Annotated in this window: 30 protein-coding genes, 1 tRNA gene and 1 pseudogene; 24 read left to right on the top strand and 8 right to left on the bottom strand. The window is 43.2% G+C overall.

Going from position 1 to position 25,262, the window contains the following annotated elements; translation table 11 throughout:
- Positions 1-7: 7 nt before the first annotated feature.
- A complete protein-coding gene (locus ABIN91_RS03095) occupies positions 8-418 on the bottom strand; it encodes an SRPBCC family protein (RefSeq protein ID WP_348048328.1) in 411 nt (136 codons plus the stop codon).
- Between the two features lie 429 nt (positions 419-847).
- The gene (locus tag ABIN91_RS03090; protein WP_348048325.1) at positions 848-1,228 is read right to left on the bottom strand and encodes an START-like domain-containing protein; all 381 of its coding nucleotides are present in this window, start codon (positions 1,226-1,228) and stop codon (positions 848-850) included.
- Positions 1,229-1,391: 163 nt separating this feature from the next.
- Here ABIN91_RS03090 and ABIN91_RS03085 point away from each other — a divergent pair.
- A tRNA-Met gene (locus ABIN91_RS03085) sits at positions 1,392-1,465 on the top strand.
- Between the two features lie 119 nt (positions 1,466-1,584).
- Here ABIN91_RS03085 and ABIN91_RS03080 read toward each other — a convergent pair.
- A complete protein-coding gene (locus ABIN91_RS03080; RefSeq protein ID WP_348048772.1) occupies positions 1,585-2,070 on the bottom strand; it encodes a recombinase family protein in 486 nt (161 codons plus the stop codon).
- A gap of 303 nt (positions 2,071-2,373) precedes the next feature.
- Here ABIN91_RS03080 and ABIN91_RS03075 point away from each other — a divergent pair, with 303 nt between their 5' ends.
- From ABIN91_RS03075 to ABIN91_RS03000, 16 genes are all read left to right on the top strand, one after another.
- Positions 2,374-2,445 (top strand): hypothetical protein, encoded by a 72-nt coding sequence (locus ABIN91_RS03075; RefSeq protein ID WP_348048770.1) that lies wholly within the window; start codon positions 2,374-2,376, stop codon positions 2,443-2,445.
- Positions 2,446-2,467: 22 nt separating this feature from the next.
- The gene (locus ABIN91_RS03070; protein ID WP_348048768.1) at positions 2,468-2,722 is read left to right on the top strand and encodes a hypothetical protein; all 255 of its coding nucleotides are present in this window, start codon (positions 2,468-2,470) and stop codon (positions 2,720-2,722) included.
- An 81-nt stretch (positions 2,723-2,803) separates the two neighbouring features.
- Complete coding sequence (locus ABIN91_RS03065; RefSeq protein ID WP_348048323.1) at positions 2,804-3,157, top strand: hypothetical protein; 354 nt, start codon at positions 2,804-2,806, stop codon at positions 3,155-3,157.
- 110 nt (positions 3,158-3,267) lie between these two features.
- On the top strand, positions 3,268-4,659 hold the full coding sequence (locus ABIN91_RS03060) for a TolC family protein (RefSeq protein WP_348048321.1): 1,392 nt from the start codon (positions 3,268-3,270) through the stop codon (positions 4,657-4,659).
- A 12-nt stretch (positions 4,660-4,671) separates the two neighbouring features.
- Positions 4,672-7,917: an efflux RND transporter permease subunit gene (locus tag ABIN91_RS03055; protein WP_348048319.1), complete on the top strand. Its 3,246-nt coding sequence runs from the start codon at positions 4,672-4,674 to the stop codon at positions 7,915-7,917.
- A 4-nt stretch (positions 7,918-7,921) separates the two neighbouring features.
- The gene (locus ABIN91_RS03050; RefSeq protein ID WP_348048317.1) at positions 7,922-9,004 is read left to right on the top strand and encodes an efflux RND transporter periplasmic adaptor subunit; all 1,083 of its coding nucleotides are present in this window, start codon (positions 7,922-7,924) and stop codon (positions 9,002-9,004) included.
- 57 nt (positions 9,005-9,061) lie between these two features.
- Positions 9,062-9,478 carry a MarR family transcriptional regulator gene (locus tag ABIN91_RS03045; RefSeq protein WP_348048315.1) on the top strand — a complete coding sequence of 139 codons (417 nt, stop codon included), beginning with the start codon at positions 9,062-9,064 and terminating at the stop codon, positions 9,476-9,478.
- A gap of 80 nt (positions 9,479-9,558) precedes the next feature.
- A complete protein-coding gene (locus tag ABIN91_RS03040; protein ID WP_348048313.1) occupies positions 9,559-10,455 on the top strand; it encodes a LysR substrate-binding domain-containing protein in 897 nt (298 codons plus the stop codon).
- Positions 10,456-10,478: 23 nt separating this feature from the next.
- Positions 10,479-11,087, top strand: coding sequence for a Crp/Fnr family transcriptional regulator (locus tag ABIN91_RS03035; RefSeq protein WP_348048311.1), 609 nt, complete (start codon positions 10,479-10,481; stop codon positions 11,085-11,087).
- Between the two features lie 59 nt (positions 11,088-11,146).
- Positions 11,147-11,935: a sulfite exporter TauE/SafE family protein gene (locus tag ABIN91_RS03030; protein WP_348048310.1), complete on the top strand. Its 789-nt coding sequence runs from the start codon at positions 11,147-11,149 to the stop codon at positions 11,933-11,935.
- Between the two features lies 1 nt (position 11,936).
- Positions 11,937-12,497, top strand: a complete 561-nt coding sequence (locus tag ABIN91_RS03025; protein WP_348048308.1) for a YeeE/YedE thiosulfate transporter family protein — start codon at positions 11,937-11,939, stop codon at positions 12,495-12,497.
- On the top strand, positions 12,494-12,904 hold the full coding sequence (locus tag ABIN91_RS03020) for a DUF6691 family protein (protein ID WP_348048306.1): 411 nt from the start codon (positions 12,494-12,496) through the stop codon (positions 12,902-12,904). Before ABIN91_RS03025 ends, ABIN91_RS03020 begins: the two co-directional genes overlap by 4 nt.
- 2 nt (positions 12,905-12,906) lie before the next feature.
- A complete protein-coding gene (locus ABIN91_RS03015; RefSeq protein ID WP_348048304.1) occupies positions 12,907-14,241 on the top strand; it encodes a rhodanese-like domain-containing protein in 1,335 nt (444 codons plus the stop codon).
- Between the two features lie 5 nt (positions 14,242-14,246).
- The gene (locus ABIN91_RS03010; RefSeq protein WP_348048302.1) at positions 14,247-14,861 is read left to right on the top strand and encodes a class I SAM-dependent methyltransferase; all 615 of its coding nucleotides are present in this window, start codon (positions 14,247-14,249) and stop codon (positions 14,859-14,861) included.
- A gap of 87 nt (positions 14,862-14,948) precedes the next feature.
- Positions 14,949-15,713, top strand: coding sequence for a putative sulfate exporter family transporter (locus ABIN91_RS03005; RefSeq protein WP_348048300.1), 765 nt, complete (start codon positions 14,949-14,951; stop codon positions 15,711-15,713).
- Entirely contained in the window at positions 15,710-15,925 is a 216-nt protein-coding gene (locus ABIN91_RS03000; RefSeq protein ID WP_348048298.1) for a hypothetical protein, read from the top strand. Before ABIN91_RS03005 ends, ABIN91_RS03000 begins: the two co-directional genes overlap by 4 nt.
- 577 nt (positions 15,926-16,502) lie before the next feature.
- Here ABIN91_RS03000 and ABIN91_RS02995 read toward each other — a convergent pair.
- From ABIN91_RS02995 to ABIN91_RS02985, 3 genes are all read right to left on the bottom strand, one after another.
- Positions 16,503-16,820, bottom strand: a complete 318-nt coding sequence (locus tag ABIN91_RS02995; RefSeq protein ID WP_348048296.1) for a 2Fe-2S iron-sulfur cluster-binding protein — start codon at positions 16,818-16,820, stop codon at positions 16,503-16,505.
- A 30-nt stretch (positions 16,821-16,850) separates the two neighbouring features.
- Positions 16,851-17,861, bottom strand: coding sequence for an NAD(P)/FAD-dependent oxidoreductase (locus ABIN91_RS02990; protein WP_348048294.1), 1,011 nt, complete (start codon positions 17,859-17,861; stop codon positions 16,851-16,853).
- 73 nt (positions 17,862-17,934) lie between these two features.
- On the bottom strand, positions 17,935-18,834 hold the full coding sequence (locus ABIN91_RS02985) for a LysR substrate-binding domain-containing protein (RefSeq protein WP_348048292.1): 900 nt from the start codon (positions 18,832-18,834) through the stop codon (positions 17,935-17,937).
- 293 nt (positions 18,835-19,127) lie between these two features.
- On the opposite strand from ABIN91_RS02985, the gene ABIN91_RS02980 reads away from it, so the two are divergent.
- From ABIN91_RS02980 to ABIN91_RS02950, 7 genes are read left to right on the top strand one after another with little or no spacing between them, the layout of a single operon-like run.
- Positions 19,128-19,562 carry an Rrf2 family transcriptional regulator gene (locus tag ABIN91_RS02980; RefSeq protein WP_348048290.1) on the top strand — a complete coding sequence of 145 codons (435 nt, stop codon included), beginning with the start codon at positions 19,128-19,130 and terminating at the stop codon, positions 19,560-19,562.
- Between the two features lie 51 nt (positions 19,563-19,613).
- The gene (locus ABIN91_RS02975; RefSeq protein WP_348048288.1) at positions 19,614-20,870 is read left to right on the top strand and encodes a hypothetical protein; all 1,257 of its coding nucleotides are present in this window, start codon (positions 19,614-19,616) and stop codon (positions 20,868-20,870) included.
- 25 nt (positions 20,871-20,895) lie between these two features.
- The gene (gene ric, locus ABIN91_RS02970; protein ID WP_348048286.1) at positions 20,896-21,858 is read left to right on the top strand and encodes an iron-sulfur cluster repair di-iron protein; all 963 of its coding nucleotides are present in this window, start codon (positions 20,896-20,898) and stop codon (positions 21,856-21,858) included.
- 52 nt (positions 21,859-21,910) lie between these two features.
- Positions 21,911-22,708 carry a DUF2249 domain-containing protein gene (locus ABIN91_RS02965; RefSeq protein WP_348048284.1) on the top strand — a complete coding sequence of 266 codons (798 nt, stop codon included), beginning with the start codon at positions 21,911-21,913 and terminating at the stop codon, positions 22,706-22,708.
- A 5-nt stretch (positions 22,709-22,713) separates the two neighbouring features.
- Positions 22,714-23,268: a hypothetical protein gene (locus tag ABIN91_RS02960; RefSeq protein ID WP_348048282.1), complete on the top strand. Its 555-nt coding sequence runs from the start codon at positions 22,714-22,716 to the stop codon at positions 23,266-23,268.
- Positions 23,256-23,978 carry a hypothetical protein gene (locus ABIN91_RS02955; protein ID WP_348048280.1) on the top strand — a complete coding sequence of 241 codons (723 nt, stop codon included), beginning with the start codon at positions 23,256-23,258 and terminating at the stop codon, positions 23,976-23,978. The genes ABIN91_RS02960 and ABIN91_RS02955 overlap by 13 nt, the downstream gene beginning before the upstream one ends.
- A complete protein-coding gene (locus tag ABIN91_RS02950; RefSeq protein WP_348048278.1) occupies positions 23,975-24,301 on the top strand; it encodes a metal-sulfur cluster assembly factor in 327 nt (108 codons plus the stop codon). Before ABIN91_RS02955 ends, ABIN91_RS02950 begins: the two co-directional genes overlap by 4 nt.
- Position 24,302: 1 nt before the next feature.
- Here the strand turns inward: ABIN91_RS02950 and ABIN91_RS02945 are convergent, their stop codons facing one another.
- Together ABIN91_RS02945 and ABIN91_RS02940 are read right to left on the bottom strand one after the other, a co-directional pair.
- Complete coding sequence (locus ABIN91_RS02945) at positions 24,303-25,070, bottom strand: ABC transporter permease subunit (RefSeq protein ID WP_348048276.1); 768 nt, start codon at positions 25,068-25,070, stop codon at positions 24,303-24,305.
- 4 nt (positions 25,071-25,074) lie between these two features.
- Positions 25,075-25,262 (bottom strand): annotated as a pseudogene (locus ABIN91_RS02940) (hypothetical protein); the annotation flags it as partial.

Genomic DNA, 25,262 nt, shown 5'->3' with positions numbered 1-25,262 from the left:
TAATTTATTATATTGATGCCTCAGTATATTTCTTAAAGTCATCAATAATAGCTTGCCAGCCGCCCCGTTGCATTTCAGCAGGATTCTCGTTTTCAGCTTCAAACACCTCAATGATGTTGATACTATCGCCCAGATCTGTAAAAGTGATCTTTACCTTTCGGCCATCGCCAATAACATATTCAATCAGGCTGTATTCTTTTACATCGGTATAAACACCCTCAAAATCGAAACTAAAACTACCATCCTTAGCGGCCATCGTAGTTTTGAATTTACCGCCGGTACGTAAATCGTTATCGGCATAAGGGGCATGCCAATCGTCAGATGCATTGCACCATTGCTTTATATGTTCAGGTTTTGTCCAGTATGCCCAAACTTTTTCTATCGGCGCATTTACTGTCGTTTCTACCGTGATGTCCATTTTATTAATTGGGTTTATTAATTATAAAGTTATAAATGCGTTTTTGTAATACAAACAGGTTTGCCATTTACGTTCTGTGTATAAGCCATACCAAAGCTTGTATCTTACGGTTTAAGCGGTTAAGTATATTGGTTATATAAATACTTCCGTAGATAAAAAGGTAGTCCCGGTATGTAATATCAATACAAATATAAAAAAGCAAGCGTTTTATTTTTGTATTGATGATCAAGGTTAAAGTATCACAAATACTAATCCCAGCATTTAACACCCCAGAGTCGGGTTTTTGGCTTGTAATTAATTTTCTATACTTAAAAGGTTGTGGCTAAAAAAAACCTGAATGTTAAAGTACTGATTTGGAATGCAGCTTTTTAATTTTTCAACAAAAAAAGTCACCCCGGGGTGACTTTTGTATTATTCTTGTTATTTGGGTTATGCACCCAACACACTTATTAAATAATCTATCTGGTTATCCCAAATTAATTTACGGTCGGCAATGTTTTCTTCGCTGGCAAAGTCGGTAACACCTAAAGCTACATCATTGGTCAATTCATCTTGTAGTATTTCCATTTCAAAATAGCATTGCGGCTCATCATCAAGCCACCTAAATTTAACCATTTTGTTTTCTTTAAAGCTCATCAACTTAGCCTTTTGCTCATCACCGTCCCAGTTAAAAGAGTAAACCTGCTCACGCACATTCACATCGTCGGCAAACCACTGGGCCAAACCGTTAGGTTCTATCAAGAAAGTATATAATATCCTTGGGGATGATTTGATTTCGTATTCGATATTAAATTTTTTCTTTTCCGACATAGTAGTACTCAATAGTATGAATTATAACTCAGGCTGTAAATGTTAACATTTTTTCTAAAGAAAACGAATTTTTCATATATTTGCAAACCTTTTTTAGGGGGTGCCCGGTGTGATCACTGACAAAGTTATAACGTAAGGTGCTAATATCTAAAAACATATACCCGGCGGGGTAGCTCAGATGGTTAGAGCGTAGGATTCATAACCCTAAGGTCGGCAGTTCGATCCTGCTCCCCGCTACCTGAGCAGGAAAGTGAAGAATTTCTTCATTTTCCTGCTTTTTTATTTGAAGTAAATCCTTATTAATCAAGTAGATACGACAGGTAGTTTCGTTCAGTCGAACAGTTCGATAACTACTTCTAACCTGCTTCAGGTTGCCTGGGAGGGATAATTTTTTTTCCGTCCAAGCCTGTTAGATTAATGTAACCTAAAGGCGCCTTGTTGGGATATCTGCCCATTTGTTTTGCTCTACGAATGCCGTTTGCGGTGTTCAATGCCCGTCTTGTATTTTCTGCTTCAGGTACCGATAAGTACACTGCAAGCATTACGGAGCTTTCCGGTATAGTGAGATCGATCGGCTGGTCGATAGCCATTGTCGAGGTGTTGCACTTTCGCAATATGCCGATCATCTCATAAGCATATTGTATGTTGCGGCTAAATCTATCCCATTTGACGAATAAAATATTATTCTCGTCGCCGGAAGATTTTTTTTTGATTGTTGCTATAAGCTTTTTCCATTCTGGACGATTGAAGTTTTTTGCTGAGAAGTCCTCCCGATATACGCCCTTGACGTTGATGTCGTTAAATTCACAATATTTTAAAAGTCGATCCTCTTGTTCTGGCAGGGAATAACCTTTTCTTTTTGTTCGTCAGTGCTTACTCGCACATATAGATAAGCTGATTTCATAAACAATATTTAATTATTTACAAATATCATGATTAACCCAATTAGCAAACAAAATGCGGCCTTGCTTATAAGCGACCAACATAATTGGTTATGCTGCAAAAGCGATTGAGCAGCCCTTTGCCAAATGTATTGGCTGAAAGGCTAAGGAAAGCCCGGTAAAATTGATTTTATCTATGAACGGGTTTCTTTACATTTGAAAAATGAACCTCATTAAATCATTAGCTATTTTATACTCGCTGGCTTGTTCGATATCGGCGGCGGCTACGTCGTTTGGCAACGGTTAAAGGAAGACAAGCCACTGTGGTGGGTGTAACCGGCGGTTTGATCTTAGCGCTATATGGTGTGGTGGCTACCTGCAAACCGCCAACTTCGAACGCGTCTATGCGGCTTATGGTGGTATCTTTATTTTCATGGCACTGATCTGGGCCTGGAAAGTCGACGGGTTTAAACCAGACCGCGGATGTTATTGGGGCCTGCATCATCATCTATATGCCGAGAAAATAGGGTTTTCCAAAGCAATGAAGTCTACTTCTGCCCTATTAGTGTGCAGTACCATTTTTCTGTCCCTTTGCAACAATAGTTTTGCATAAAAACTAAATAATTTTTTCTCAACTTTACAGCGCTAATTCGTTGAGGTGAAAAAAGGTGGCTTTATAAAACCCTTCCTGGTAATGACAATCATGGCTGTTTACTTTGTAATAGCTGTTACCCATATCTTGTTTTTACCTTGTATGACCCAGCCTCATGCTATTCATTTTGCAGGCCACAATTCCATTTTCAAAAGAAAAACCGAAAACCTGAACGGCACTACAACTAAAGGCGGTTTTCTTCAACGTCCTGATAAATCAACGCTGGAAGATAAAAAGTCGCTGATTGATGTACTTACATCGGTTGTAGGTTTTTTCACCCTTTTATTCTTTACCATTCAGCTTTGGAAATTAGACCTTAAACGATACCGGACTTTCCCAGATCCGGTCGTTAGTTTTCAATATTCTTACCTCTCCCTCTGCACTTTCCGGATCTGATCTGATCGCTGCAAGGCACGCTGCCTTAGCAATACTTCGATCATTTTATCAATAATTATCCATCGTTTACCGGTATCTATTTACCTGTAAGCCTATTCCGGAATCAATATATGCGAATTTTAAAGAAAATTTCAGGCGTGGTTCTTGGCCTGTTCGTGGCTGTGCAGGGCTATGCGCAGCAAAGCAATCCCCCGGTGAGTTTAAAAACCTTACTCAACAGGGTCGAACAAAAAGCACCAACCCTATTAACTGATTCAGCAGCTATCCTGATCAAACAGGCACAGGCTGCCGAAACCCGCAGCAATTGGCTGCCCAATTTTAAACTTAATTACCAGGCCGACCTGGGCACCAACAATAACGTGGCCGGCCCATATTTTGGCTTTGGCATCGTTCCATCGGATTCAAGGGGTGTGCGCCTTGATAATAACACCACCACCGTTTCCGCCAATGTTGGCGTAGCGGCCCTGGATTGGGAGATCTACAATTTCGGTGCCTATGGCGCGCAAAACAAGATAGCCAATTCAGATGTGAAGGTACAGCAAAACCAGTTTGCTGGTTCCAAATACCAGTTGCAGGCCTATACCATCAATAATTATTTACAATTGATGCGGCTCCAAAATTACTTAGCGATCCAGACCCGAAACATCCAGCGCAATGTAGAGATCAGGCGATCTGTACAATCACTGGCCAAAAGCGGCGTACGTGCGGGCGTGGATACCAGCATCGCCGAAGCGGAACTTTCAAAAGCCCGTTTAAACTATATCGAGTTGGATAACCAGCTTAAGCAGGTGCAACTTCAATTGTCAGCTGTTAGCGGATTACCCTATCGAACCATTGTACCTGACACCGCAGCTGAAACCACCCTGATCAATACTGCTGCTAATTTGCAAGCCTTAAGCATCGATACAACCAATCACCCATTGATCAACTATTACAAATCTGTTTACCAGAATAGTTTACAACGGGAAGACTTAGTAAAGAAAAGTTACAATCCAAAAGTGCTGCTGGAAGGCGCGGTTTGGGGACGGGGATCAAGCGTGGACGCGAACGACCATTTTAATAGCTTAAGCAGCGGATTCGGGTTTGACAGGAATAACTATCTCGTCGGAATCGGTATTTCCTATAATCTGTTTGATTTGCGCCGGAGACAGCTAAAGCTAAGAACGCAACGGGCTACAACAGATTATACGCTAAGAAAACTGCAGGAACAAAAGGAGTTACTGGCGATCAGCGCTAATCAGTCAGATGTGGAACTGGAAACCGCGCGGCAACGTTTGCAGGAAATACCGCATCAACTCAAAGCGGCTACGGACGGCTACCGGCAAAAGCTATCCCTTTACAAAAACGGCTTGACAGATATCATTGAACTGAACGCCGCGCTCAACATCCTTTACCGTGCTGAAACAGATTATGTACAGGCTAAATATGCTTACTCGAACGCGCTGTTCCAAAAAGCGGTTACCGAGAATCAGGTGAATACTGTACTCAACCTTTTAAAATAATTTAATATGTCAATGGTTACATCCGCACTCAAAAGGCCCATCACAACCGTGGTGATCACCTTGAGCCTGCTCATCTTCGCAGTGCTCAGTGCCATCAAAATACCGATAGATATTTTTCCGCAGTTGAACCTGCCTACCATTTATGTTATCGAATCATACGGCGGTATGTCCCCACAGCAAATGGAGGGGTTCTTCTCCACCCGTTTACAGGATCAGTTCCTGTATGTAAACGGTGTGAAAAACATCACCAGTAAAAACATACAGGGTTTAACGATGCTCAAACTGAGTTTTTACGAAAGCACCAATATGGCCGAAGCACAGGCCCAGGTAGCCTTACAGGTAAACCGCGCTATGAAGTTTTTCCCACCCGGCGCATTGCCTCCCCAGGTGGTACGGTTTGACGCGTCGTCATTACCCGTTGGGCAATTGGTATTGTCCGCGCCATCCCGAAGCCTGAAAGAGATCTATGATCTGGCGGCTACCAAGGTGAGACCGATGTTTGCGGCAGTACCGGGCTTATCTGCCCCGCCGCCGTTTGGTGCGAACTCGCGGTCTATTACGGTAAGTGTTGACCCGAATAAGTTGCGCAGCTATAACTTAACTGCCGATCAGGTGGTGGAAGCATTAGCCAAGTTTAACGTCATGTCGCCATCGGGCAACCTGCGCTTAAATAATACGATGTTCGTAACCACGATCAATACGTTGGTTAAACAGGTAGACGAATTTGGGAATATCCCGATAGTGACCAAGAACGGCGTATCGATATTAGTAAAAGATGTGGCGAGGATTGCTGACGCAAGTGATGTTACTGTAGATTATGCCCTGATCAATGGCAAGCGTTCCGTTTATATTCCGGTGGTAAAAACGGCTGATGCTAGTACCTGGAGTGTGGTACAAGCACTCAAAGCCAAAATACCAGAGATGCAAAGCTTATTGCCGGATGATGTCAAAATATCTTATGAGTTTGACCAGTCGGTATTTGTGATAAACGCGGTTAAAAGCCTGATGACCGAAGGTGGCTTAGGCGCTATCCTTACTGGATTAATGGTACTGCTTTTTCTACGAGACTGGCGTAGTAGTTTAATCGTGGTAATTACGATACCCGTATCCATTCTGTTAGGTGTATTGTTATTGGGGATGTTCGGTCAAACCATCAATATCATGACCTTAAGTGGCTTGGCTTTAGCGATAGGTATCCTAGTCGACCAGGCGACGGTTACGATAGAGAATATTCACCAGCACCTGGAAATGGGCAAAAGTAAAGCACAGGCCATCTATGATGCCTGTGAAGAAATATCCTTTCCGCTATTGCTTATCTTACTTTGTATCCTGGCCGTGTTCGCACCGTCGTTTATGATGAATGGCGTACCCAAAGCCATGTTCTTACCGCTGTCCTTATCCATTGGGTTGACCATGATCGTTTCATACATCATAGCACAAACGGTAGTTCCGATTCTATCCAACTGGCTTATCAAAGCTGAAACCTACCAGCATTATGAACACGGCAAACTGCATGCCCACGCCGGCGAAACTTTCGACCGGCAGGAAGAGGGGCAGGTGAATCATCATTTGCAGCAGGAGCAGCAGCATCCTGAAAAAAATGATCTGTTTGAGCGCATTAAAATGCGGTTCATGAAGATCATCGAAAACTGGATGCCAAGTAAAAAACTGATCGTACCTGTTTACCTCATCGTAGTTATCGCTTTAGCTGGTGTTTGCTTCGTATTTATAGGAAAGGACATGATGCCGAAGCTGAATAACGGCCAATTTCAGATCCGCATTAAAGAACCCGACGGCACGCGTTTGGAGCGCACAGAAGACAAATTGAAACAAGTACTCCAAATTATTGATAGCACGGTGAACCACCATGTAGCTATTACTTCAGGTTACGTAGGCATAGTACCGAGCAGTTATGGAACGAGTAACCTGTACGTATTCAATACCGGCACACACGAAGCCGTATTGCAGGTCAACCTGGATGAAGGGTACCATATGAATATGGATGAGTTAAAAGATGCTTTGCGCAAAAACATTGCCGCACGGCTTCCTGACCTGCGTATCACCTTCGAACCGATAGACATGACTGAAAAGATCATGAGCCAGGGCGCCTCTACACCGATTGAGATACGTATCGCCGGTAAGGATATGGGTCAGATCGAGGGTTATGCCAACAAGGTGTTAGGTAAGTTAAAAAAGATCGACTACCTGCGGGATGTACAAATTGTACAACCGTTAAAATTCCCGGTGGTTGCCATTACGCTGGATAGACTTAAAGCGGCGCAACTGGGTTTGAATGTAACTGATATTGCACGTTCAGTTACCGCGAGTACCTCATCGAGCCGCTTTACCGAGAAAAACCAATGGCTAGATGAAAAATCAGCCTATACTTACCAGGTGCAGGTGCAGATTCCGGAATATGTGATGAACACCATGGATGAATTGAAAGAGATTCCTTTGGTCAAAGGCCAAAGCGCCCCTGTTTTAGGTGATATTGCCAGTTTCAAAGTAAAGTATGTACCAGGGGAATACGACCGGACCGGCCCGCGCAGGTTCGTAACGGTTAGCGCCAATATCTATAAAAAGGACCTGGGTACAGCAACAGCCGCTGTACAAGATGCGATCAGATCATTAGGCGCGACACCAAAAGGATTATTAGCCGAAGTGAAAGGCATGTCCAGTTTATTAACCGAAACCATGACCAGCCTGCAAAATGGTTTGATGTTCGCTATTTTGGTGATCTTTTTATTACTGGCCGCTAATTACCAGTCCTTCAAATTATCGCTAACCGTATTATCAACGGTACCCGCAGTTATATTGGGCTCGCTGACGGCTTTATTGCTCACCGGCTCCACGCTTAACTTACAAAGTTATATGGGGATGATCATGTCCACAGGCGTATCTGTAGCTAATGCGATCCTGATCGTAACCAATGCGGAAACACTGCGGCTGGATTACAAAAACTCGACAAGGGCAGCCATTACCAGTGCCTCTATACGTTTGAGGCCGATCCTGATGACCAGTTTAGCCATGATGGCCGGTATGGTACCGATGGCCTCGGGTATGGGTGAAGCCGGTGAACAAACCGCGCCTTTAGGCCGGGCCGTGATCGGTGGGCTATTCGCCTCAACCATTGCCGCGCTGTTTATCCTGCCGATGGTATTTGCCTGGATACAAGACAAGACCACTTATAATTCCCCGTCCTTAATGAAAGATGTAAAAGTTAACGAAACTCAAGAATTACAAACCTCTAATGTATAAGATCATGAAAATAAAATATCTCATCCTGCTGGGCAGCATCAGTTTATTTGCGGCTTGCTCCGGCAACGAAAAGCCGGTAGATATGACCTCCGCTTCCGCAAAAAAGGCGAAGCAATACGATACAGGAAATATTGCCGAAAGAGCCTTATCCAGTACAGCCCGTTTGCCGGGACAGTTAAAACCTTTTAACGAGGTTAACTTATTCCCAAAGGTGAACGGCTTTGTAAAAACTGTTTATGTTGACCGAGGTACCATGGTTCATAAGGGCCAGTTACTGATCACACTGGAAGCGCCTGAAATGGAATCGCAATTACAATCGGCAGGCTCCCGCTATTTGCAGGCACAGGAAAATGCGGTGGCCAGTAAGGAAAAATACCAGCGGCTAAAAGAGGCTGCGAAAGAACCCGGTTCGGTATCTCCGCTCGACCTGGATAACGCCATGTCCAAAATGAAAGCTGATGAGGCGATGGCACGGTCAGAAAACTCTAATGTTTCTTCCGTTCGTACCATGCAGGCTTACCTGAATATCCGTGCGCCATTTGACGGTATGATCGTTCAGCGTAATGTGTCATCAGGCGCGCTGGTATCTCCTGGAAAAGGCACCGATCAGCCGATGCTCGTGCTACAGGACACGCGTAAACTTCGGCTGGAAGTTTACATCCCGGAAGATTTCGTTGATAAAGTGGATCTGAAACAGCCGGTAAAATTCACTTTCAACGCGATGCCCGGAAATGAACAAACTGCCAGGATCAGCCGCTCCGCTAATGCTTTAGGCAGTATGCGGTCGGAAGCGATCGAGATCGACGTACAAAACCAAAACGGAAATTTAAAGCCCGGCATGTATGCCGAAGTCAAAATACCAATGCTTTCCGGCGCGAAATCGTTGCTGGTGCCTAATAACGCCATCGTCCGCTCAACTGAACGGGAATATGTGATCACGGTAAAAAATGGGAAAGCCGCTCTGGTCGATATTAAGGAAGGCTTGACACGGAATGATTCAGCAGAAGTGTTCGGCAACCTTAAAGCAAATGATACTATTCTAAAAAATGCGAATGATGAAGTGAAAGAGGGAACGGTAATCAATTAAGAAGATCGAAAGCGGCATGGCTCGAAACAGCCATGTTGCTTTTTTAAACAAATCCGAATGCAGTTTTTACTATCAAGGAAATTACAAAGATTAACGCGGTTATACCATGCCGTGATCGCCAGGGAACTTCCTGATTTTAACTCAGAGAATTATGGAGAAATTATACTGATCCTTTTTTCTCAGGAAGTCCCCTTAACCAATAAAGAATTAAGTGAGCACCTGCAGCTCGATAAATCACGAGTGGCAGTACTAACAGATTATCTTGCCAAACATGAATATATCTATACCGAGGTCAACAGGGAAGACAGGCGGGAGCATTTTGTATACCTAACTGAAAAAGGAAAATTGGTGGCCCCTGTAATTCAAGCTGCTGTACAGAAAGTAAACGGAATACTGCATGAGGAGGTTGAACAACACCATCTCGTTTCCTTTTATATGACGTTAAAACAAATGGAACGAAATCTTTTGAAGTAATACTGCAAGGCAGATGAGGCGCCTGATATTCGAAACGAGGCTGCTAATAATTATTAACTTTAACAATTCAATTATTAAACATGCTCGACTTTCGCCTCCAGGTTTTTTACACCGTCGCCAAACGGCTCAATTTCACCAAAGCCGCGGCGGAACTTTATATTAGCCAGCCCGCAGTAACTAAGCATATCAAGGAATTGGAGGGCGTTTATAAAACCTCCCTTTTTGAACGGAGCGGCAATAAAAAGATCATTTTAACTGCCGCTGGTAAAACGCTTTTACAATACGCAGACCAACTATTGGATATTTACCGGGAACTGGAGTTCGATATGAACCTGCTTGTTAAACAGCACAGCGGGGTATTGCGCATCGGTGCCAGTACTACAGTAGCACAATATATCATCCCGCCCGTATTGGCCCAGTTTCATAAAAAGTTTAAAGACATACAAGTGCACCTGGTAACGGGAAACACAGAAGATATTGAACAGGCGTTGATCAAAAAAGAAATTGAGTTCGGTATTATTGAAGGGGTTTCCCGAAACCCCCAAATTAAATATGAGGAATACTTGAAAGACGAATTGGTATTGGTATGCGCCGGTAATAATATATCGCTCAAAAAAGACACGATCAAACCAGAAGAATTAAAGAATTATCCATTACTGTTACGTGAGCCAGGCTCGGGCACCTTGGATGTGATCGCCCACGCGCTAAAACCACATCATATAAAACTTAGTGATCTACAGGTCGAAATGCAGTTGGGCGGTACTGAAAGTATCAAGTCGTATTTGCTGCACAGCAATTGCCTGGCTTTTTTATCTATCCATTCCATCCTGAAAGAACTCAAGAATAATGAGTGCCGGATCATTGATATTAAAGACTTAACTATCGAAAGGCCATTCCACATTATTCAGCCGCATGGGCAACCATCATCGCTGTCCGAATTATTTTCAAGGTTTGCAAGGAATCAGGCCAAGCAATAACTAACAACCCCTTACCTCGCACGATGAAACTATTTGGAACTATACTGGAAGAAGAAGTACAAGCTAACAGCCAGCGCAAAACGCTGCCTGCGGGTACGGTGATGATGCAATCCAATAGTTACGTCCGATCTATTCCGGTAGTGCTATCGGGCAGTATGCGGGTGATGCGGGAGGATGACGACGGACGTGAAGTTTTGCTTTATTATATTAAACCCGGCGAAAGCTGTATCATGTCTTTCTTAGCGGGGATACATGAAGATACCAGCAAAGTAAAGTTAGTCGTTGAAGAAGATTCGGAGGTGTTGATGGTCCCTGTAGCCAAGGCCAGTGAATGGGTGAAAGTATACCCCGAATGGGCTGATTTTATCTTTAAACTATACCATAAACGCTTTGAAGAATTATTGGACGTGATCAATGCCGTTGCGTTCCAGAAATTGGATGACCGGATCGTTTCCTTATTAAAAAGAAAGGCCGGCATTTATCAATCCAACGAACTTAATATTACCCATCAGCAACTTGCTGAAGAATTAGGCACCACCCGCGAGGTGATCTCCAGACTGTTAAAGCAGATGGAGAAACAACATATGATCACGCTATCCCGGAATAAGATCACTTTAAATTCCACTCTGTAACATAGGTCACCAAGTATTGGTTCGCGCTGCGGTACATTTGTTGCATAATAGCAAATGTTTTGGAAATAGCAGGATACGCGGCTTCGGTTTTAATAGGGTTTTCTTTAGGGGTAATAGGTGGTGGCGGTTCCATCTTAACCGTTCCTATTTTAGTTTATTTTTTTGCCCTCGACCCCATACTGGCCACCACCTATTCTTTGTTTGTTGTCGGCTTAACCAGTTCTGTAGGTGCCATCAGCCATTATCAAAAAGGAAACGTCGACTTTAAAATTTCATTAGTATTTGGTATCCCTTCATTGATCGCCGTATTTATCATGCGCAAGTGGGTGATGCCTTCCATGCCACATCACCTGTTAACTATCAGCCACTTTGAATTGACAAAAAGCGTTTTGCTGATGCTGGTATTCGCAACTTTAATGGTAGCGGCCTCCATATCTATGATCCGCAAGAAAAAGGCACTTCCTGAAACACAACATCGGATTGATTATACCAAACTGATTCTTCAAAGTATGATCGTGGGCGTCATTACCGGTTTCGTAGGTGTAGGCGGCGGTTTCCTGATCATCCCTTCTTTGGTCTTATTCGCCGGTTTACCCATGAAAAAAGCAGTGGGTACCTCACTAATGGTGATGACCATCAGTTCACTATTAGGCGTTTTAGGTGACGTATCAAGGCATGCTGCTATTGATTATTCGTTCTTAATATTGTTTTCTGCGTTTGCTATTGGCGGTATCATTGCTGGCAGCTATCTCACTAAATATATAAATGATGCTAAACTCAAGCCTGCTTTTGGTTGGTTTGTATTGATCATGGGAATTTTTGTACTGGTAAGCACTTTGACTAAATAATATGGAAATCATAAAACAACCCTGGCCCTGGTATATCGCAGGCCCGCTGATCGGACTGGTAGTCCCTGCTTTGCTACTATTGGGAAATAAACCGTTCGGCATATCTTCATCGCTTCGCCATATTTGCGCGGCATGTGTCCCTGCTAATATTTCCCTTTTTAAATACGACTGGAAAAAAGAAAGCTGGAACCTATTCTTTACTCTGGGTATCATTGCTGGTGGATTTATCGCTACATACTTATTATCGGTACCGGGTTCAGTCAACCTCAGCCCACAAACCATTGCCACCTTACAGCAACAAGGCGTGAAAGATTTTAGCGGTTTATTGCCGGGCGATATTTTCAGTTTTAACCAGTTATTCACCTTGCGGGGATTTATATTTATTGTATTGGGTGGTTTCCTGGTAGGTTTTGGTACCCGTTATGCGGGGGGCTGTACATCCGGCCATGCTATCATGGGGATATCCTCGTTGCAAAGGCCGTCATTGGTGGCTACCTGTTGTTTTATGATCGGCGGCTTTATAATGACCTGGCTTATTTTACCTTATCTGTTACAGTTATGAAGAACATTAAATTTTTGATCGTCGGCCTTTTATTCGGTATTGTGCTGGTCAAGTCGCAGGTGGTTTCTTGGTTCCGAATACAGGAAATGTTTCGTTTGCAAGCATTTCATATGTATGGTGTGATAGGCAGCGCAATTGTAGTCGGGATGATCTCAGTTTTGCTAATCAAACATTTCAGCGTTAAAACGATCAACCAGGAACCGATTGTGATACCCGATAAGAAATTCCATTGGGGTAATGTATACGGCGGATTGATCTTCGGCTTAGGCTGGGCTATAACAGGAGCATGTCCGGGACCGTTGTTCGCACAGATCGGAAGCGGATTTATGGTGATCGTGGTTACACTGTTAAGTGCCATCGCCGGCACCTGGGTATATGGTTTATTACGTGAAAAACTACCTCATTGAGTATGAAAATTGAACAATTTGAAGATAAAGGGCTATCGCATTATTCGTATGCGATCCTGAGTGAGTGCGAAGGAAAAATAATGCTGATCGACCCCGGCAGAAATATTGCACCATACCTGGATTATGCCGAAAAATATGCTGCAACAATTATTGGCGTGATCGAAACACATCCCCATGCCGATCTTGTGAGCGGTCATTTAGAGTTGCACCAAACTATCGGGGCTACCATTTATTGCTCTCAATTATTAGGTGCTGAATATCCGCATCAAACATTTGATGATGGTGATGTATTGGAATTTGGCAAGATCAAACTGAGAGCATTAAATACACCCGGCCATTCACTGGATAGTATATGTATCGTATTGGAGCATGAAGGTAGAGACAAAGCGGTATTTACAGGTGATACTTTATTTATTGGTGATTGCGGCAGACCTGACCTGCGCGAACAAGCCGGTAACATTACCTCCAAACGCGAGGAGCTGGCCAATCATATGTATTATTCGTTACGCAAAAAATTAATGGTATTAGATAATGAGGTATGGATCTATCCGGCGCATGGCGCAGGCACCCTATGCGGCAAAGCGTTAAGCGAAGCGAACCGTAGCACCATCGGTGCAGAACGGGTGAGCAACTGGTCTTTACAGGAAATGAGCGAAGTACAATTCATCCAGGCTTTGTTAGAAGATCAGCCCTTCATCCCCAAATATTTTGCCTATGATGTAGCCTTAAACAAGCATGGTGCAATGAAATTGCAAACTTCATTAGGCGTTATTCCCATTGCGATGCCCGGCAAACTAAACAACAGCATTTTCATTATCGACACTCGTCCTGAACACGATTTTAAAAAAGGACATTTACCGGGTTCTATCAATATTCAGAATGGCGGTAAATTTGAAACCTGGCTCGGGAGTATCATAGGGCCTGAAGAGGCGTTTTACTTAGTCGCCGAAGATGAAGAAGTCTTAAATGAGTTGGTAGCTAAAACGGCTAAGATCGGTTACGAAGTATTTATTGAAGCAGCATTTGTTTTTTACAAGGGAAGTGAGCTAACAGCGGTGTTGGGTTTTGTAGATTTTAAGCCAAACCAGGATCGGTACACGATTCTTGATATCCGCAATCCGGCAGAAGTAAAGGCGCAACCTCTTTTTGAGTCGGCTATTCATATTCCATTATTCGAGCTCAGGGAACGTATTTTGGAGATACCATTTAATAAGCCTATCGTGGTGCATTGCGCGGGTGGTTATCGCAGTGCAGCGGGAAGTAGTATCGTAAACAATGCCTTTAAAGGAAAAACGAAAGTATATGACCTGGGTGAATACATTAAAGACTTTATTTAACGAAAGTGAATATAAAAAAGGAACACTGGGAAACCGTTTACGCGGATAAGCTCCTTACTGAAGTGAGCTGGTACGAAAAAAAACCTGAAACCTCTTTAAACATTATTGCAGATCTGAATTTACCAAAAAATGCCGCTATTATCGATATTGGTGGCGGTGATAGCCTTCTCGCTGATCATTTATTAGCCCTGGGATATACAGATATTGCCGTACTTGATATTTCAGACAAAGCGATCGAGCGTGCTAAGATACGATTAGGTGATAGCGCGCAGCAAATTGAATGGATCCTAAGTGATATACTGGAATTCAAACCACCTAAAGCTTATGATGTTTGGCATGACCGGGCGGCGTTCCATTTTCTGACCGGCGAGCAAGATCAGCGAACCTATTTGAAGAATGTAGACCTATCGTTAAAAGCCGACGCGATCATGGTACTTAGTACATTTGCGGAAGATGGGCCTGAGAGGTGTAGTGGCTTAGCCGTTAGGCAACATTCCGAAAAAAGCCTGAATAAGTTATTTGGCGAGTATCTTGAAAAACTGCAGTGCTTTCATATAGATCACCGAACTCCGTTCCAGACCATTCAGAAGTTTATTTATTGCAGTTTCCGGCGAAGGTGATCCATAACTTTTTGTTATTGAACCTCAGATCTTGTGATAAAAATAGTGTGTTGAAATGCCTGACCTTTGAGTATCAAAACAAAGATCATGCACACTCAAATCACATCAGTCCCTTTAAAAAGCAACCTCTTACCGAACGTTAACGACAATACCCGTAAAGTTATATTTATCCTCGGGATCGCGCTCTGCTTAACACCTTTTATTACTCCTGCCATAGCCTTATTAATGGGATTGGCCATTGCACAGTTGACCGGTCATCCCTACCTGCATCTAAATCACCAAGCTACCAATCTGCTTTTACAAATATCCGTGGTCGGCTTAGGTTTCGGTATGAACGTACACAGCGCGATGCAGGCCGGAAAAGAAGGCGTTCTGTTTACCATTGCTTCGATCACCGGAACATTAATATTCGGTAAACTGATGGGTAAATGGCTGAACATCGAAAAGAAAACCTCTTTCCTCATTTCGTCAGGTACTGCCATTTGCGGCGGCAGCGCTATTGCGGCCATATCTCCTGCCATCAAAGCGGAAGAAAAACAGATATCCGTGGCTTTAGGCTGTGTGTTTATCCTTAACTCAATCGCGCTATTCATCTTCCCGGTCATGGGTCATTATTTTAACCTTTCTCAAACACAATTTGGTTTATGGTGTGCCATCGCGATCCATGATACAAGTTCAGTAGTAGGTGCGGCCAGCAAATACGGTGCACAAGCCCTGGAGGTAGCAACCACCGTAAAATTGGCCAGAGCCTTATGGATCATCCCAGTTGCATTCATGTCTACTTTTCTTTTTAAAAACAAATCAAAAAGATCAGCATCCCATACTTTATTGGGTTATTTATTCTGGCCATGATCCTGAATACCTATATCCCGGCTGTGAAAATAGTAAGTCCATTCTTTATCGCCGTAGCTAAAGCAGGTTTAACCTTGACCCTGTTCCTGATCGGTGCCGGATTATCAAGGACTGTTTTAGCAGTAGTGGGATTGAAGCCTTTGCTTCAGGGTGTGGTACTGTGGATCACCATCTCTACAGCCGCTTTGTATGCGGTGATGCATTTGGCTTAAGCCGAGTTTATGAAGGTTTCGAACTGCTTTAAAAAAAATAGGCTTTTACTGCCTTCGCATTAAAAGATACCATTAATAATTTTGCTTGTTTTCAGCTATATTTTCTTCAAACATCTCTTTGGCATTTATAACTGACTGTATATCAGCAAAAAAGTTCAACCCGATGCGTGTTCCCGCTACTTGAAAATCAGCCTGTTACATTTAGCTGTAGCGGGCTTTGTTATTTTCGTTAACGTATTATTAACGAAATACATGGCTGCGCTGCTAAAATCAAAGTTAAGAAATTGGCTTGATCCACAATTAAAGCACTGACTATGTGTCTGTTGGTACTTTAGTCCCTGTTGTGGCCGATTAACTAATGTGTTTATTTATTGGGAGCTGTAACAGCTAAATAGTGATTTCCCTTCAGCCTCATAACCCGAAGATCGTTGATTCGAGTCCTGCTTCCACTACATGGGTTTTTTATTTTACGGCGGTGCAATTCATACCGTAAGACAGGCCCTCAATTCGATAGAACATTTTCTCAGGATCAATAATAATTACGAGGTTTTGAAAACTTCGTAATGTTCACCGAATGCTATTCCTCTCCCTTTATCCTGAACACCATCCCATCCATATCCTTGTTTATGCGTAACTGGCACGCCAGGCGACTATCATTACCTGCATCGGGCAAGGTATCAAGCAGGTCGAGTTCAAGGTCGGTTGCGTGAAAATATTGCTCGGGGCCTTCAACAACTTGTACGTGGCAGGTAGCACAAAGGGCCATACCACCACAGGTAGCCAGTACATGATGGTCGGTTGCCTTTAAAACCTCCATCAGGCTAAGGTTTATTCCTTCGGGTATTTCAACCGGCCGGCGGCTGCCGTCACGGTCTTCGATTGTTAGATTGATCATTTTTTTGCAGAGATGCGAAACGTTTTACGATTAAAAGGCTGTTACACCGTAAACGGTTGTGTATTTAAAACTCAATTTTTGATCGGGATACACCAGTTTAAAAGCACTTTGGGCCATCAGGGCAGCTTCGTGAAAACCGCATAGGATGAGCTTTAACTTGCCGGGATAGATGTTGATATCGCCAATAGCATACACGCCTTTTACGTTGGTGCTGTAATCAATAGTATCAACCATAATAGCCGATTTATCTACATTCAAACCCCAATCGGCAATAGGGCCAAGTTTTGGTGTCAGGCCAAATAGCGGTATCAGGTGGTCGGCTTCGATAACCGAAACTTCGTTGTCCCTGCCTATCACTTCTACTCGCTGCAAATGGCCATTACCTTTAACCGCTTTAATGTGTGCTTGCAGCACCAGGTTGATACGGCCCTGTTGGGCCAGTTCAAAAACCTTGTCGGCGCTATCGGGTGCACCCCTAAAGGTGTCACCGCGGTGTATCAGCGTAACTTCTTCTGCAATATCGGCTAAGAAAATTGTCCAGTCCAAAGCGGAATCGCCGCCACCAGCCAATATCACTTTACGACCACGATAGGCTTCGGGATTTTTTACCATGTATGCTACACCTTTACCCTCAAAATCTTCCAAGCCGTCTATAGCTGGTTTGCGGGGTTCAAAACACCCCAAACCACCAGCAATAACTACCACCTTGCTGCGCACTTCGGTATCGTCGCTGGTGCGGGTGATGAATGAGCCATCTTCCAGTTGCAGCAATTCATTAACGCGTTCGTCTAAAGAGAAAGTTGGTTTAAAAGGCTCTATCTGTTCCATCAGGCCATCAACCAATTGCTGGGCGTTAATTGTTGGGAACCCCGGAATATCGTAAATTGGTTTTTGCGGATATATTTCGGATAGCTGGCCGCCAACCTGCGGCAGAACATCTATCAGGTGGCAGCGCATTTTTAAAAGTCCTGTTTCAAAAACGGCAAATAAACCAACAGGCCCTGCGCCTATAATGCAAATATCGGTAGTGATAAGTTCCATAAAACTCGATTGAATAATAGCCAAAGGTAAGTTCTATTATAACCTTACACTAATTACAAATAGTAATTACTGATTACTTTAAGTTATAATTGACTAAGCAAAATCTTTTAAAAAGATCGATAAGTTTTGAATTTTTGCCATGCAACTGGATAAACTGAAAAGTGCGGAATATTCCCATTCCCTTTATTTCGATAATGCTGAGCTCGTTATATTTTAATTCGCTCACTACCGATCGGATGGACAAGAAGGTGGCGGTTTCGGAGTAAAGCAGGTATTGTTTGATGGCGATGCTGCTTTCCAGCTGTATCTCGATGTGGAGGTCTTTTGGGTTAATACCTACATGGTTAAGTGCATTAAAAATAATATCCAGTGTTCCCGATCCGGCTTCGCGCAGTATCAACGGGATATTAAGGAGCTGTTTGGGTGTGATCCCGGCTTTTTTGGATAGCTGGTTGTTGGCACGGGTTACCAATACGATCTCGTCCTTAGCAAAAGGAGCGTAGGCTATTTGGGGGTAATGGGCGGCACCTTCTACTATGGCAATATCTATCTTCTCGGTTAAAACCAGCTGAGTTATTTGATCGGTATTGGCTTGGGTAAAGGTAAAATTAACCAAGGGGTAAGTTTTTTTGAACAACGCCAGCAATTTAGGCAGGATGGTTTGCGCTACCGTGGTACTTGCACCAATGTGCAAAGTGCCGGCCTCCAGGTTGTTCAATTGTGCCAGTTCGGTTTCCAGCTCGGTGTAGGTTTGGAATATTTTTTCGGCGTATTGCTGCAATATTTTGCCCGCGCTTGTAAGCATTATACTGCTGCCATTGCGCCTGAATAACTGCACATTTAATTGTAATTCGAGCTCTTTTATATGTTTTGTAACGGCCGGCTGGGTAATAAACAATTCGGCAGCGGCTTTGGTGAAGCTTAGTCGCTGGGCAACTGTGTGAAAAACTTTGAGCCTAAAATCGAATACCATTATACACCAGCTATAAATTTTAAGGTACTGCTAAGATAGGGAAAATGGCTGGTTACGTTGTTTTTTAGTAAAAGCATTGCATATAGGGGTAGGCTTACAAGAATTTATTAAAGTAGGTATTTACAGTGTTTATATGCCCCAAATTCACCGTTGCTAAATTGACACATATCACATTTAAACCTGATGACAGTCACTCCGTTTTTTTTCAATTCCCAGCACTTTTGTAAATCAGCTTTTTAACTGTTTTAAGCAAGCTTACTATTTAAATAGGTTGAAAGTTTTATCTGTACAATATGTTTTCCAAATCCAGCGAATACGCGATACGTGCGGCTATTTATATAGCAGCAGAAGGTAATAAAGATAAAAAGGTAGGTATATCTGAGATTTGCGATCATATTGTTGCGCCGCAACACTTTACCGCCAAGATCCTTCAGATCCTTACCCGCAACCACATTATCAGTTCACAAACTGGTGTTAACGGCGGGTTTTTTCTGGATGAAAAACAGCCTTCCATCCAGTTGATCGAGATCGTTAAAGCTGTTGAAGGGGATCGTCTTTTTTCGGGCTGTGGGCTGGGATTAAAAGAATGCTCGGAAACCGAGCCGTGCCCACTCCATGATCAATTCAAAACGATCAGGTCGGATCTTATTAGCATGATGCAAGATAACACGATAGCGGGAATGGCGAAAAAGCTAAAAAAGGGAAGTGGGTTTTTAAGAGCGGAATAATTTTTTTATCAATTAAGGACTTGAAGGTCTTTATATAGTTAATCATACACAATGCTGAATGTAAAGAACAAATGGATCACTATTTGCCTCATTAACCTGAGTGTAGTTGCATTACTGGGTGTTGTATTACGCAGCAAGATCCTGTTCTCTATACCTGGCATCGATTTCAAATTCATACTCAACGCCCATTCTCATTTCGCGTTCGGAGGGTGGATCACCCTTTGCATCTTTACCCTATTCACCTACGAGATTCTTCCGGAAGGCGTTAACCGGCATCCCCGATATAAATACCTGTTGACGGGTATTTTATTGCCCGCTACCGGAATGCTTTTTAGCTTTCCCTTTCAGGGATACGGTTTCCTTTCCATTTCCTTTTCCACCTTATTCATTTTGGTAACCTACGTTTTTAGCTGGATTTTTGTCCGCGACCTGATCAAAAGCCAGCCCTCTAAAACTATACTGTTGTTATGTATCGTTGCGTTGCTCTCCCTGTGTGTTTCTTCTGTCGGCCCTTTTACGCTTGCTTACATGATGGCTACGCATTCCGTAAATTTACTGCTGTATAAAGATGCGATCTATTCCTACCTGCATCTGCAATACAATGGCTTTTTCACGCTGGGCGTATTTGCCATATTTTTTAACCAATTAAATGGCAGGATCTCACTATCAGCCAAGCAAAACGGCGGGCGCTTTGCCACCATACTTTCTATTGCTGTTCTGCCCACACTTTTTCTATCCTATTTATGGCATTTTCCAAACCTCGCGGTCAGGTCAGTAGCCATTGTCGGGGGCTTATTGCTGATCTTGGCGCTATTCTATTTTGTAGTATTCGCACGCTCGGTAGCCTTTGTATTCAGGGACACGCCATTATTTACAAAAATCATTCTTGGTGCGTCCATGATCGGGTTCCTGCTAAAAACAACAATGCAGATCGGCATAGTTTACCCTGCGCTGGGTAACCTGATTTTTGACAACAGACCGGTGATTATCGGCTACCTGCACCTCGTCATGCTGGGGTTCATCACATTGTTCCTGTTGGGCCACCTGCTGCATCAAAATTATTTTAAAGATCACTTCAAACTGGCTAAGACCGGGATCATCGTTTTTGCGCTCGCAGTCATCGGCAATGAAGCATTGTTAATGACCCAGGGTCTGGCCGCAATGCTGATGATAAGTTGCCCTTATTATCCTTTTTTGTTATGGATCGCCGCTATTTTTCTTTTTGCGGGTGCCCTTACGATCTCAGTAGCGGCTCTTCGCCATCACCGGCGAAAGGCGGATATTTCTATTCCACTTGTAATTCAATAAACTATTAATCATAAATACATAGCATATGAACCAACCTGAAGAACTTCAGATCGAAGTACTGGATGTAACCATCATCGAACCCCGTTTGAAACACCCCACCATTTTTGAGTATTTTGATAACCTATCACCAGGCAGGGCCTTTGTGATCCACAACGACCACGACCCTAAGCCGCTATACTATCAATTGATGGGCGAACGTGGTAATTGCTTTGGATGGACTTACCTGCTAAACGGGCCTGAGATATGGGAAGTGGAGATCCGTAAAAACGATCCGGGACAACATGTGGAAACGCTGGGTGAGATCGTGAGTAAAGATCTGCGCAAAGCAGAAACTTTTAAAAAGTTAGGATTGGATTTTTGCTGTGGTGGTAAGAAGACACTCGAAAAAGCGTGTAAAGAAAAAGGATTAGATATCCTGCACGTAAGGCAAGAACTCGAAAAAGCCGCGAATACATCCTCGGCTGCACCGCAACACGACTTCGATTCATGGAGCCTTGTCTTTCTGGCAGACTATGTCGTTAATGTCCATCACGCCTACGTAAAACAAAATCTGCCGGTGTTGCTGGAACTTAGCGAAAAGGTGGCCAACCGCCACGGGCTAAATCACCCTGAACTTTTGCAGATCAGGAGTAATGTAGTTGCCCTGGCTAATGAACTGCTGCTGCATTTAAAGAAAGAAGAAACCATATTGTTTCCTTATATCAAGCAATTGGAAAGTGTCAATGCAGATAGCAACCTGTCTTCAAATGCCTTTGTTTCTGTGCAAGAGCCTATCGCCATCATGGAAAATGACCATGATATCGTGGGCCGTCTGGCAGAAGAGATCAAAACGCTGACCAATAATTATACTCTTCCGGAAAATGCTTGTAACAGCTACGGGCTATTGTACAAAAAGCTGGAAGATTTTGAGAATGACCTGCATATGCACATTCATTTGGAAAACAACATCTTGTTTCCCAAAGCGGTGGCATTAGAGCAAGCCGTCTAAGTTTTACACCTGCGAGGCAGATCCTGGTCGGCCCCGCTTAACCATTAAGATAATGATCATTAACGCTGATACAAAAATAAGTACGATCGTGAAATGCGACGTGCGGGCCATTGATGTCCTTATGGATCTTAATCCTTTATTTAAAAAGTTAAAAAATCCCATTTTCCGTAAGGTATTGGCATCGGGGGCATCGGTCGCTGATGCGGCGAAGATCGGCAACTGCACCGTTGACAGTATCCTGACCAATTTACACGGTATCGGTTTTGATATTGAGCAAGGTGCCGGTACGGGCGGTTTGTCGCCTAAAGTAATTCCTGACGAGCAATACGATATCATTGTTGATGAAACTTATGATGTACGTCCCGATCTGGCTAAAGGAATAGATCCGTTTAAGAATATTATGAACAAGCTTTCCCATCTCGGAACAAATCAAACCCTACTTGTCCTTAATTCTTTCGAGCCCGTCCCGTTGATCAATATCCTGAAAAGCCAGAATTACCGCATAACTGTTCGTACTAAGGAACCGGGAGTGATCGAAACCTATATCACTACTACCGCTGATTCAAAACTTGCCGATGTTGGCGCTGAAGCCCCGGACACTGATATTTTTAATGGTGTACAGGAAAAATACTCCGGCAATTTTGTGGAGATCGATGTACGGGCATTGGAAATGCCACAACCAATGATCGCCATCCTGGACCAACTGGATAAACTTCCGCAAGGAAAAGCCTTATATGTGCATCATAAAAAGGTACCGGTTTATCTTCTGCCTGAATTAAAGGAACGCCATTTTAAGTATATCTACAAACAAACCGAAGCGGAGGTCACCCTACTCATCTATCCCGAATAAGTTCTATGGAAATGCCTGCACACCAGATCCCCGGAAAGCGGACGATCATTCCTTATTACATGGCGGCAGCGATTAGCCTTGTTGCGATCAGTATTTTGACATTGTTATCGATCGGGGATTTTCGCGGCCATTTTTTTCAGCCGCATTTATTGGCTATTACCCACCTTACCGTTTTAGGCTGGGGAACCATGATCATTATGGGGGCCAGTAACCAGTTGATACCGGTTATATCTGATAAAAAGCTATATAGCAATAATTTACCCGTTATAAGCTTTGTGTTGTTTACGCTGGGTACTTGTTTACTCGTACATGCTTTCTGGGTATTTGAATTGGGTACTATGATCTTTACCGGTGCAACGCTGATCATTACGGCATTGATCGTTCACGTGATCAACATCATACTCACTATGCGAAAATCGGCCAGCAATATCGCTGTTGATTATATCGTTACCGCTCATTTATGGCTCATCGTCACCGCAAGTATTGGCATTACCCTACTCCTCAATTTTCGCTTTAACCTGCTTCCCGAAAATCACCTGCGTTATTTATGCGTTATTTAAAGGTGCATGCCTCCGTAGGCATGGCCGGATGGTTCCTGCTTTTGGTTATCGGTGTGAGTTCCAGGCTTATCCCGATGTTTTTGTTGAGCAGAAAAGAAAAGAAAGCCTATTTAACGGCTGCCTACTATCTGATCAATACGGCGCTGCTATTGTTTTTGACCGACGGAATGCTGTTCCAAACCTCCGGAGGGGTGTTTTTTTATATTGCCCTCCTTGCAGCCGGTCTTGCCTGCTACCTTGTTTTTGTGGTGAATTGCTATCAAAGTGCCGTTCGTAAAAAAATGGACGCCGGAATGAAAATGACCATCATTGCCATAAGCGGTATCGCTGCGCCTTTTATATTGCTGATCATCGCTGTGTTTTTTTACCATAGCACGCCTGCTTCAGTTATTGTGGCATACGGGTATTCATTTTTTGCGGGGTTTATTACCACCCTGATCATGGGCCAGACCTTTAAGACCTTACCATTTATTGTTTGGATGCACTTAAATAAGCCCAACACCATAGCCGAACTGCAACCTAAGGACCTGTACGAGGAACAATTGGTCGCACTCCAGATGTATCTATATCTGCCTGGGTTCCTTTTGTTCCTGGCTGGCATACTACTCAAAAATCAATGGGTGATGTATCCCGGATGCGTGTTAATGACAACCGCCTCGTTGATGTACTGTGGACACGTTTTTCATATCGTTAATAAATTGAGAAAATGATACAATTAGATATAACCGATCCGAATTATCAGGATAAACTCCTTTTAATGGAAATGTTGTCGACAGTGAAGGATCCGGAACTTGGTCTTAATGTAGTTGATCTGGGCCTTATCTACCAAGTTGCCATCAGTGAAAATAAAGTCAATATCCTGATGACGCTTTCCACGCCGGCATGCCCTGCGGCAGATTATTTGAAAACCGCTGTAGAGTTGACCGCAAGCAATACTTTTAAAGACTATATTATCATAGTTGAGATAACGTTCGAGCCGGAGTGGAACGGCGACATGATCAGCGAAGCTGGTAGAAAAGAATTGGGTTGGTAACTTACAAATCCTTTTTATTGAATTTTCTGACGCTTACCAACAGCGGGATAGAAATCCAAACCGCCATACAACCCAGCGTATAAATGCTACCTATGATTGAGCCCATAAACGCCTTGAACAAAGCACCCGAGTAGCCCATCATAACCGCCACATCCAATTGTAATAAAACAAATATCCGTGCCAAATCAACCGGGTTCAGGGATATTAAACCCAGCAAAGGCTTATCTATGGGGTAATCACTGAACGAATAAATAAAGGATAACAACAACCCGTCGAACAATAAGGTAAAAAAGAGCACGGTAATGATCGCTGCGCCAATGCCTTTTGTTTTGTCTTTAAATAAAACAAAAACCAGCAAAGCTAACGCGGTAAATATCAGCGTAAGAAACAGACCGCTGATCAATAGCGTCAGGGAAGCGATGCTGTAATTCAGGAAAATAACAGGCAAGCCAACACCGGCCAGATAGGCGATACTTAACGCAAATGCCACGCCCGCGTATTCCGCCAGGATCATGGTCTTTCGTTTTATCGGGTGGGCTAACAATAATTCTGTGAATTCAACGGAATTAAAGAAATAGATCGTTGCAAAAAGCATACTGATGATGGGAACAAACAGCAGGGTAATATTTAACAGGCTTAATAAACCTTTCGACGAGTTTCCGCTCATGCTCAACACGCTGACGGCTAATATGGCCAGAATGAAAGTGTACACAAGCACAGTTTTATTTCTGAGCAGGTCGAGCAATACATATTTGATAATGATCTTCATGATTTTAGTTGGTGATCAGGTTTTCTTTTTGCATCAGCGTCGCAATGACTTTATTCAGTTTTTGCTCACCGGTAGATAGCTTTAGTTCTTCCACATCTTTATAAAATATCAGTTTTCCGTCCTGCAGGTAAACAACATGACTGGTGATATCATCGAGGTCGCTCAGCACGTGCGAGGTGATCAGGATCAGCT

The sequence above is a fragment of the Mucilaginibacter sp. genome (assembly GCF_039921305.1).
Lineage (GTDB): Bacteria > Bacteroidota > Bacteroidia > Sphingobacteriales > Sphingobacteriaceae > Mucilaginibacter.
This window is presented reverse-complemented; position numbering and strand designations above follow the sequence as displayed.

Coding starts and splice junctions, on each gene's coding strand:
- ABIN91_RS03095 (WP_348048328.1), bottom strand. CDS start 418: ATGGACATCACGGTAGAAACGACAGTAAATGCGCCGATAGAAAAAGTT.
- ABIN91_RS03090 (WP_348048325.1), bottom strand. CDS start 1,228: ATGTCGGAAAAGAAAAAATTTAATATCGAATACGAAATCAAATCATCC.
- ABIN91_RS03065 (WP_348048323.1), top strand. CDS start 2,804: ATGACAATCATGGCTGTTTACTTTGTAATAGCTGTTACCCATATCTTG.
- ABIN91_RS03060 (WP_348048321.1), top strand. CDS start 3,268: ATGCGAATTTTAAAGAAAATTTCAGGCGTGGTTCTTGGCCTGTTCGTG.
- ABIN91_RS03055 (WP_348048319.1), top strand. CDS start 4,672: ATGGTTACATCCGCACTCAAAAGGCCCATCACAACCGTGGTGATCACC.
- ABIN91_RS03050 (WP_348048317.1), top strand. CDS start 7,922: ATGAAAATAAAATATCTCATCCTGCTGGGCAGCATCAGTTTATTTGCG.
- ABIN91_RS03045 (WP_348048315.1), top strand. CDS start 9,062: ATGCAGTTTTTACTATCAAGGAAATTACAAAGATTAACGCGGTTATAC.
- ABIN91_RS03040 (WP_348048313.1), top strand. CDS start 9,559: ATGCTCGACTTTCGCCTCCAGGTTTTTTACACCGTCGCCAAACGGCTC.
- ABIN91_RS03035 (WP_348048311.1), top strand. CDS start 10,479: ATGAAACTATTTGGAACTATACTGGAAGAAGAAGTACAAGCTAACAGC.
- ABIN91_RS03025 (WP_348048308.1), top strand. CDS start 11,937: ATGGAAATCATAAAACAACCCTGGCCCTGGTATATCGCAGGCCCGCTG.
- ABIN91_RS03020 (WP_348048306.1), top strand. CDS start 12,494: ATGAAGAACATTAAATTTTTGATCGTCGGCCTTTTATTCGGTATTGTG.
- ABIN91_RS03015 (WP_348048304.1), top strand. CDS start 12,907: ATGAAAATTGAACAATTTGAAGATAAAGGGCTATCGCATTATTCGTAT.
- ABIN91_RS03005 (WP_348048300.1), top strand. CDS start 14,949: ATGCACACTCAAATCACATCAGTCCCTTTAAAAAGCAACCTCTTACCG.
- ABIN91_RS03000 (WP_348048298.1), top strand. CDS start 15,710: ATGATCCTGAATACCTATATCCCGGCTGTGAAAATAGTAAGTCCATTC.
- ABIN91_RS02995 (WP_348048296.1), bottom strand. CDS start 16,820: ATGATCAATCTAACAATCGAAGACCGTGACGGCAGCCGCCGGCCGGTT.
- ABIN91_RS02990 (WP_348048294.1), bottom strand. CDS start 17,861: ATGGAACTTATCACTACCGATATTTGCATTATAGGCGCAGGGCCTGTT.
- ABIN91_RS02985 (WP_348048292.1), bottom strand. CDS start 18,834: ATGGTATTCGATTTTAGGCTCAAAGTTTTTCACACAGTTGCCCAGCGA.
- ABIN91_RS02980 (WP_348048290.1), top strand. CDS start 19,128: ATGTTTTCCAAATCCAGCGAATACGCGATACGTGCGGCTATTTATATA.
- ABIN91_RS02975 (WP_348048288.1), top strand. CDS start 19,614: ATGCTGAATGTAAAGAACAAATGGATCACTATTTGCCTCATTAACCTG.
- ric (WP_348048286.1), top strand. CDS start 20,896: ATGAACCAACCTGAAGAACTTCAGATCGAAGTACTGGATGTAACCATC.
- ABIN91_RS02965 (WP_348048284.1), top strand. CDS start 21,911: ATGATCATTAACGCTGATACAAAAATAAGTACGATCGTGAAATGCGAC.
- ABIN91_RS02960 (WP_348048282.1), top strand. CDS start 22,714: ATGGAAATGCCTGCACACCAGATCCCCGGAAAGCGGACGATCATTCCT.
- ABIN91_RS02955 (WP_348048280.1), top strand. CDS start 23,256: ATGCGTTATTTAAAGGTGCATGCCTCCGTAGGCATGGCCGGATGGTTC.
- ABIN91_RS02950 (WP_348048278.1), top strand. CDS start 23,975: ATGATACAATTAGATATAACCGATCCGAATTATCAGGATAAACTCCTT.
- ABIN91_RS02945 (WP_348048276.1), bottom strand. CDS start 25,070: ATGAAGATCATTATCAAATATGTATTGCTCGACCTGCTCAGAAATAAA.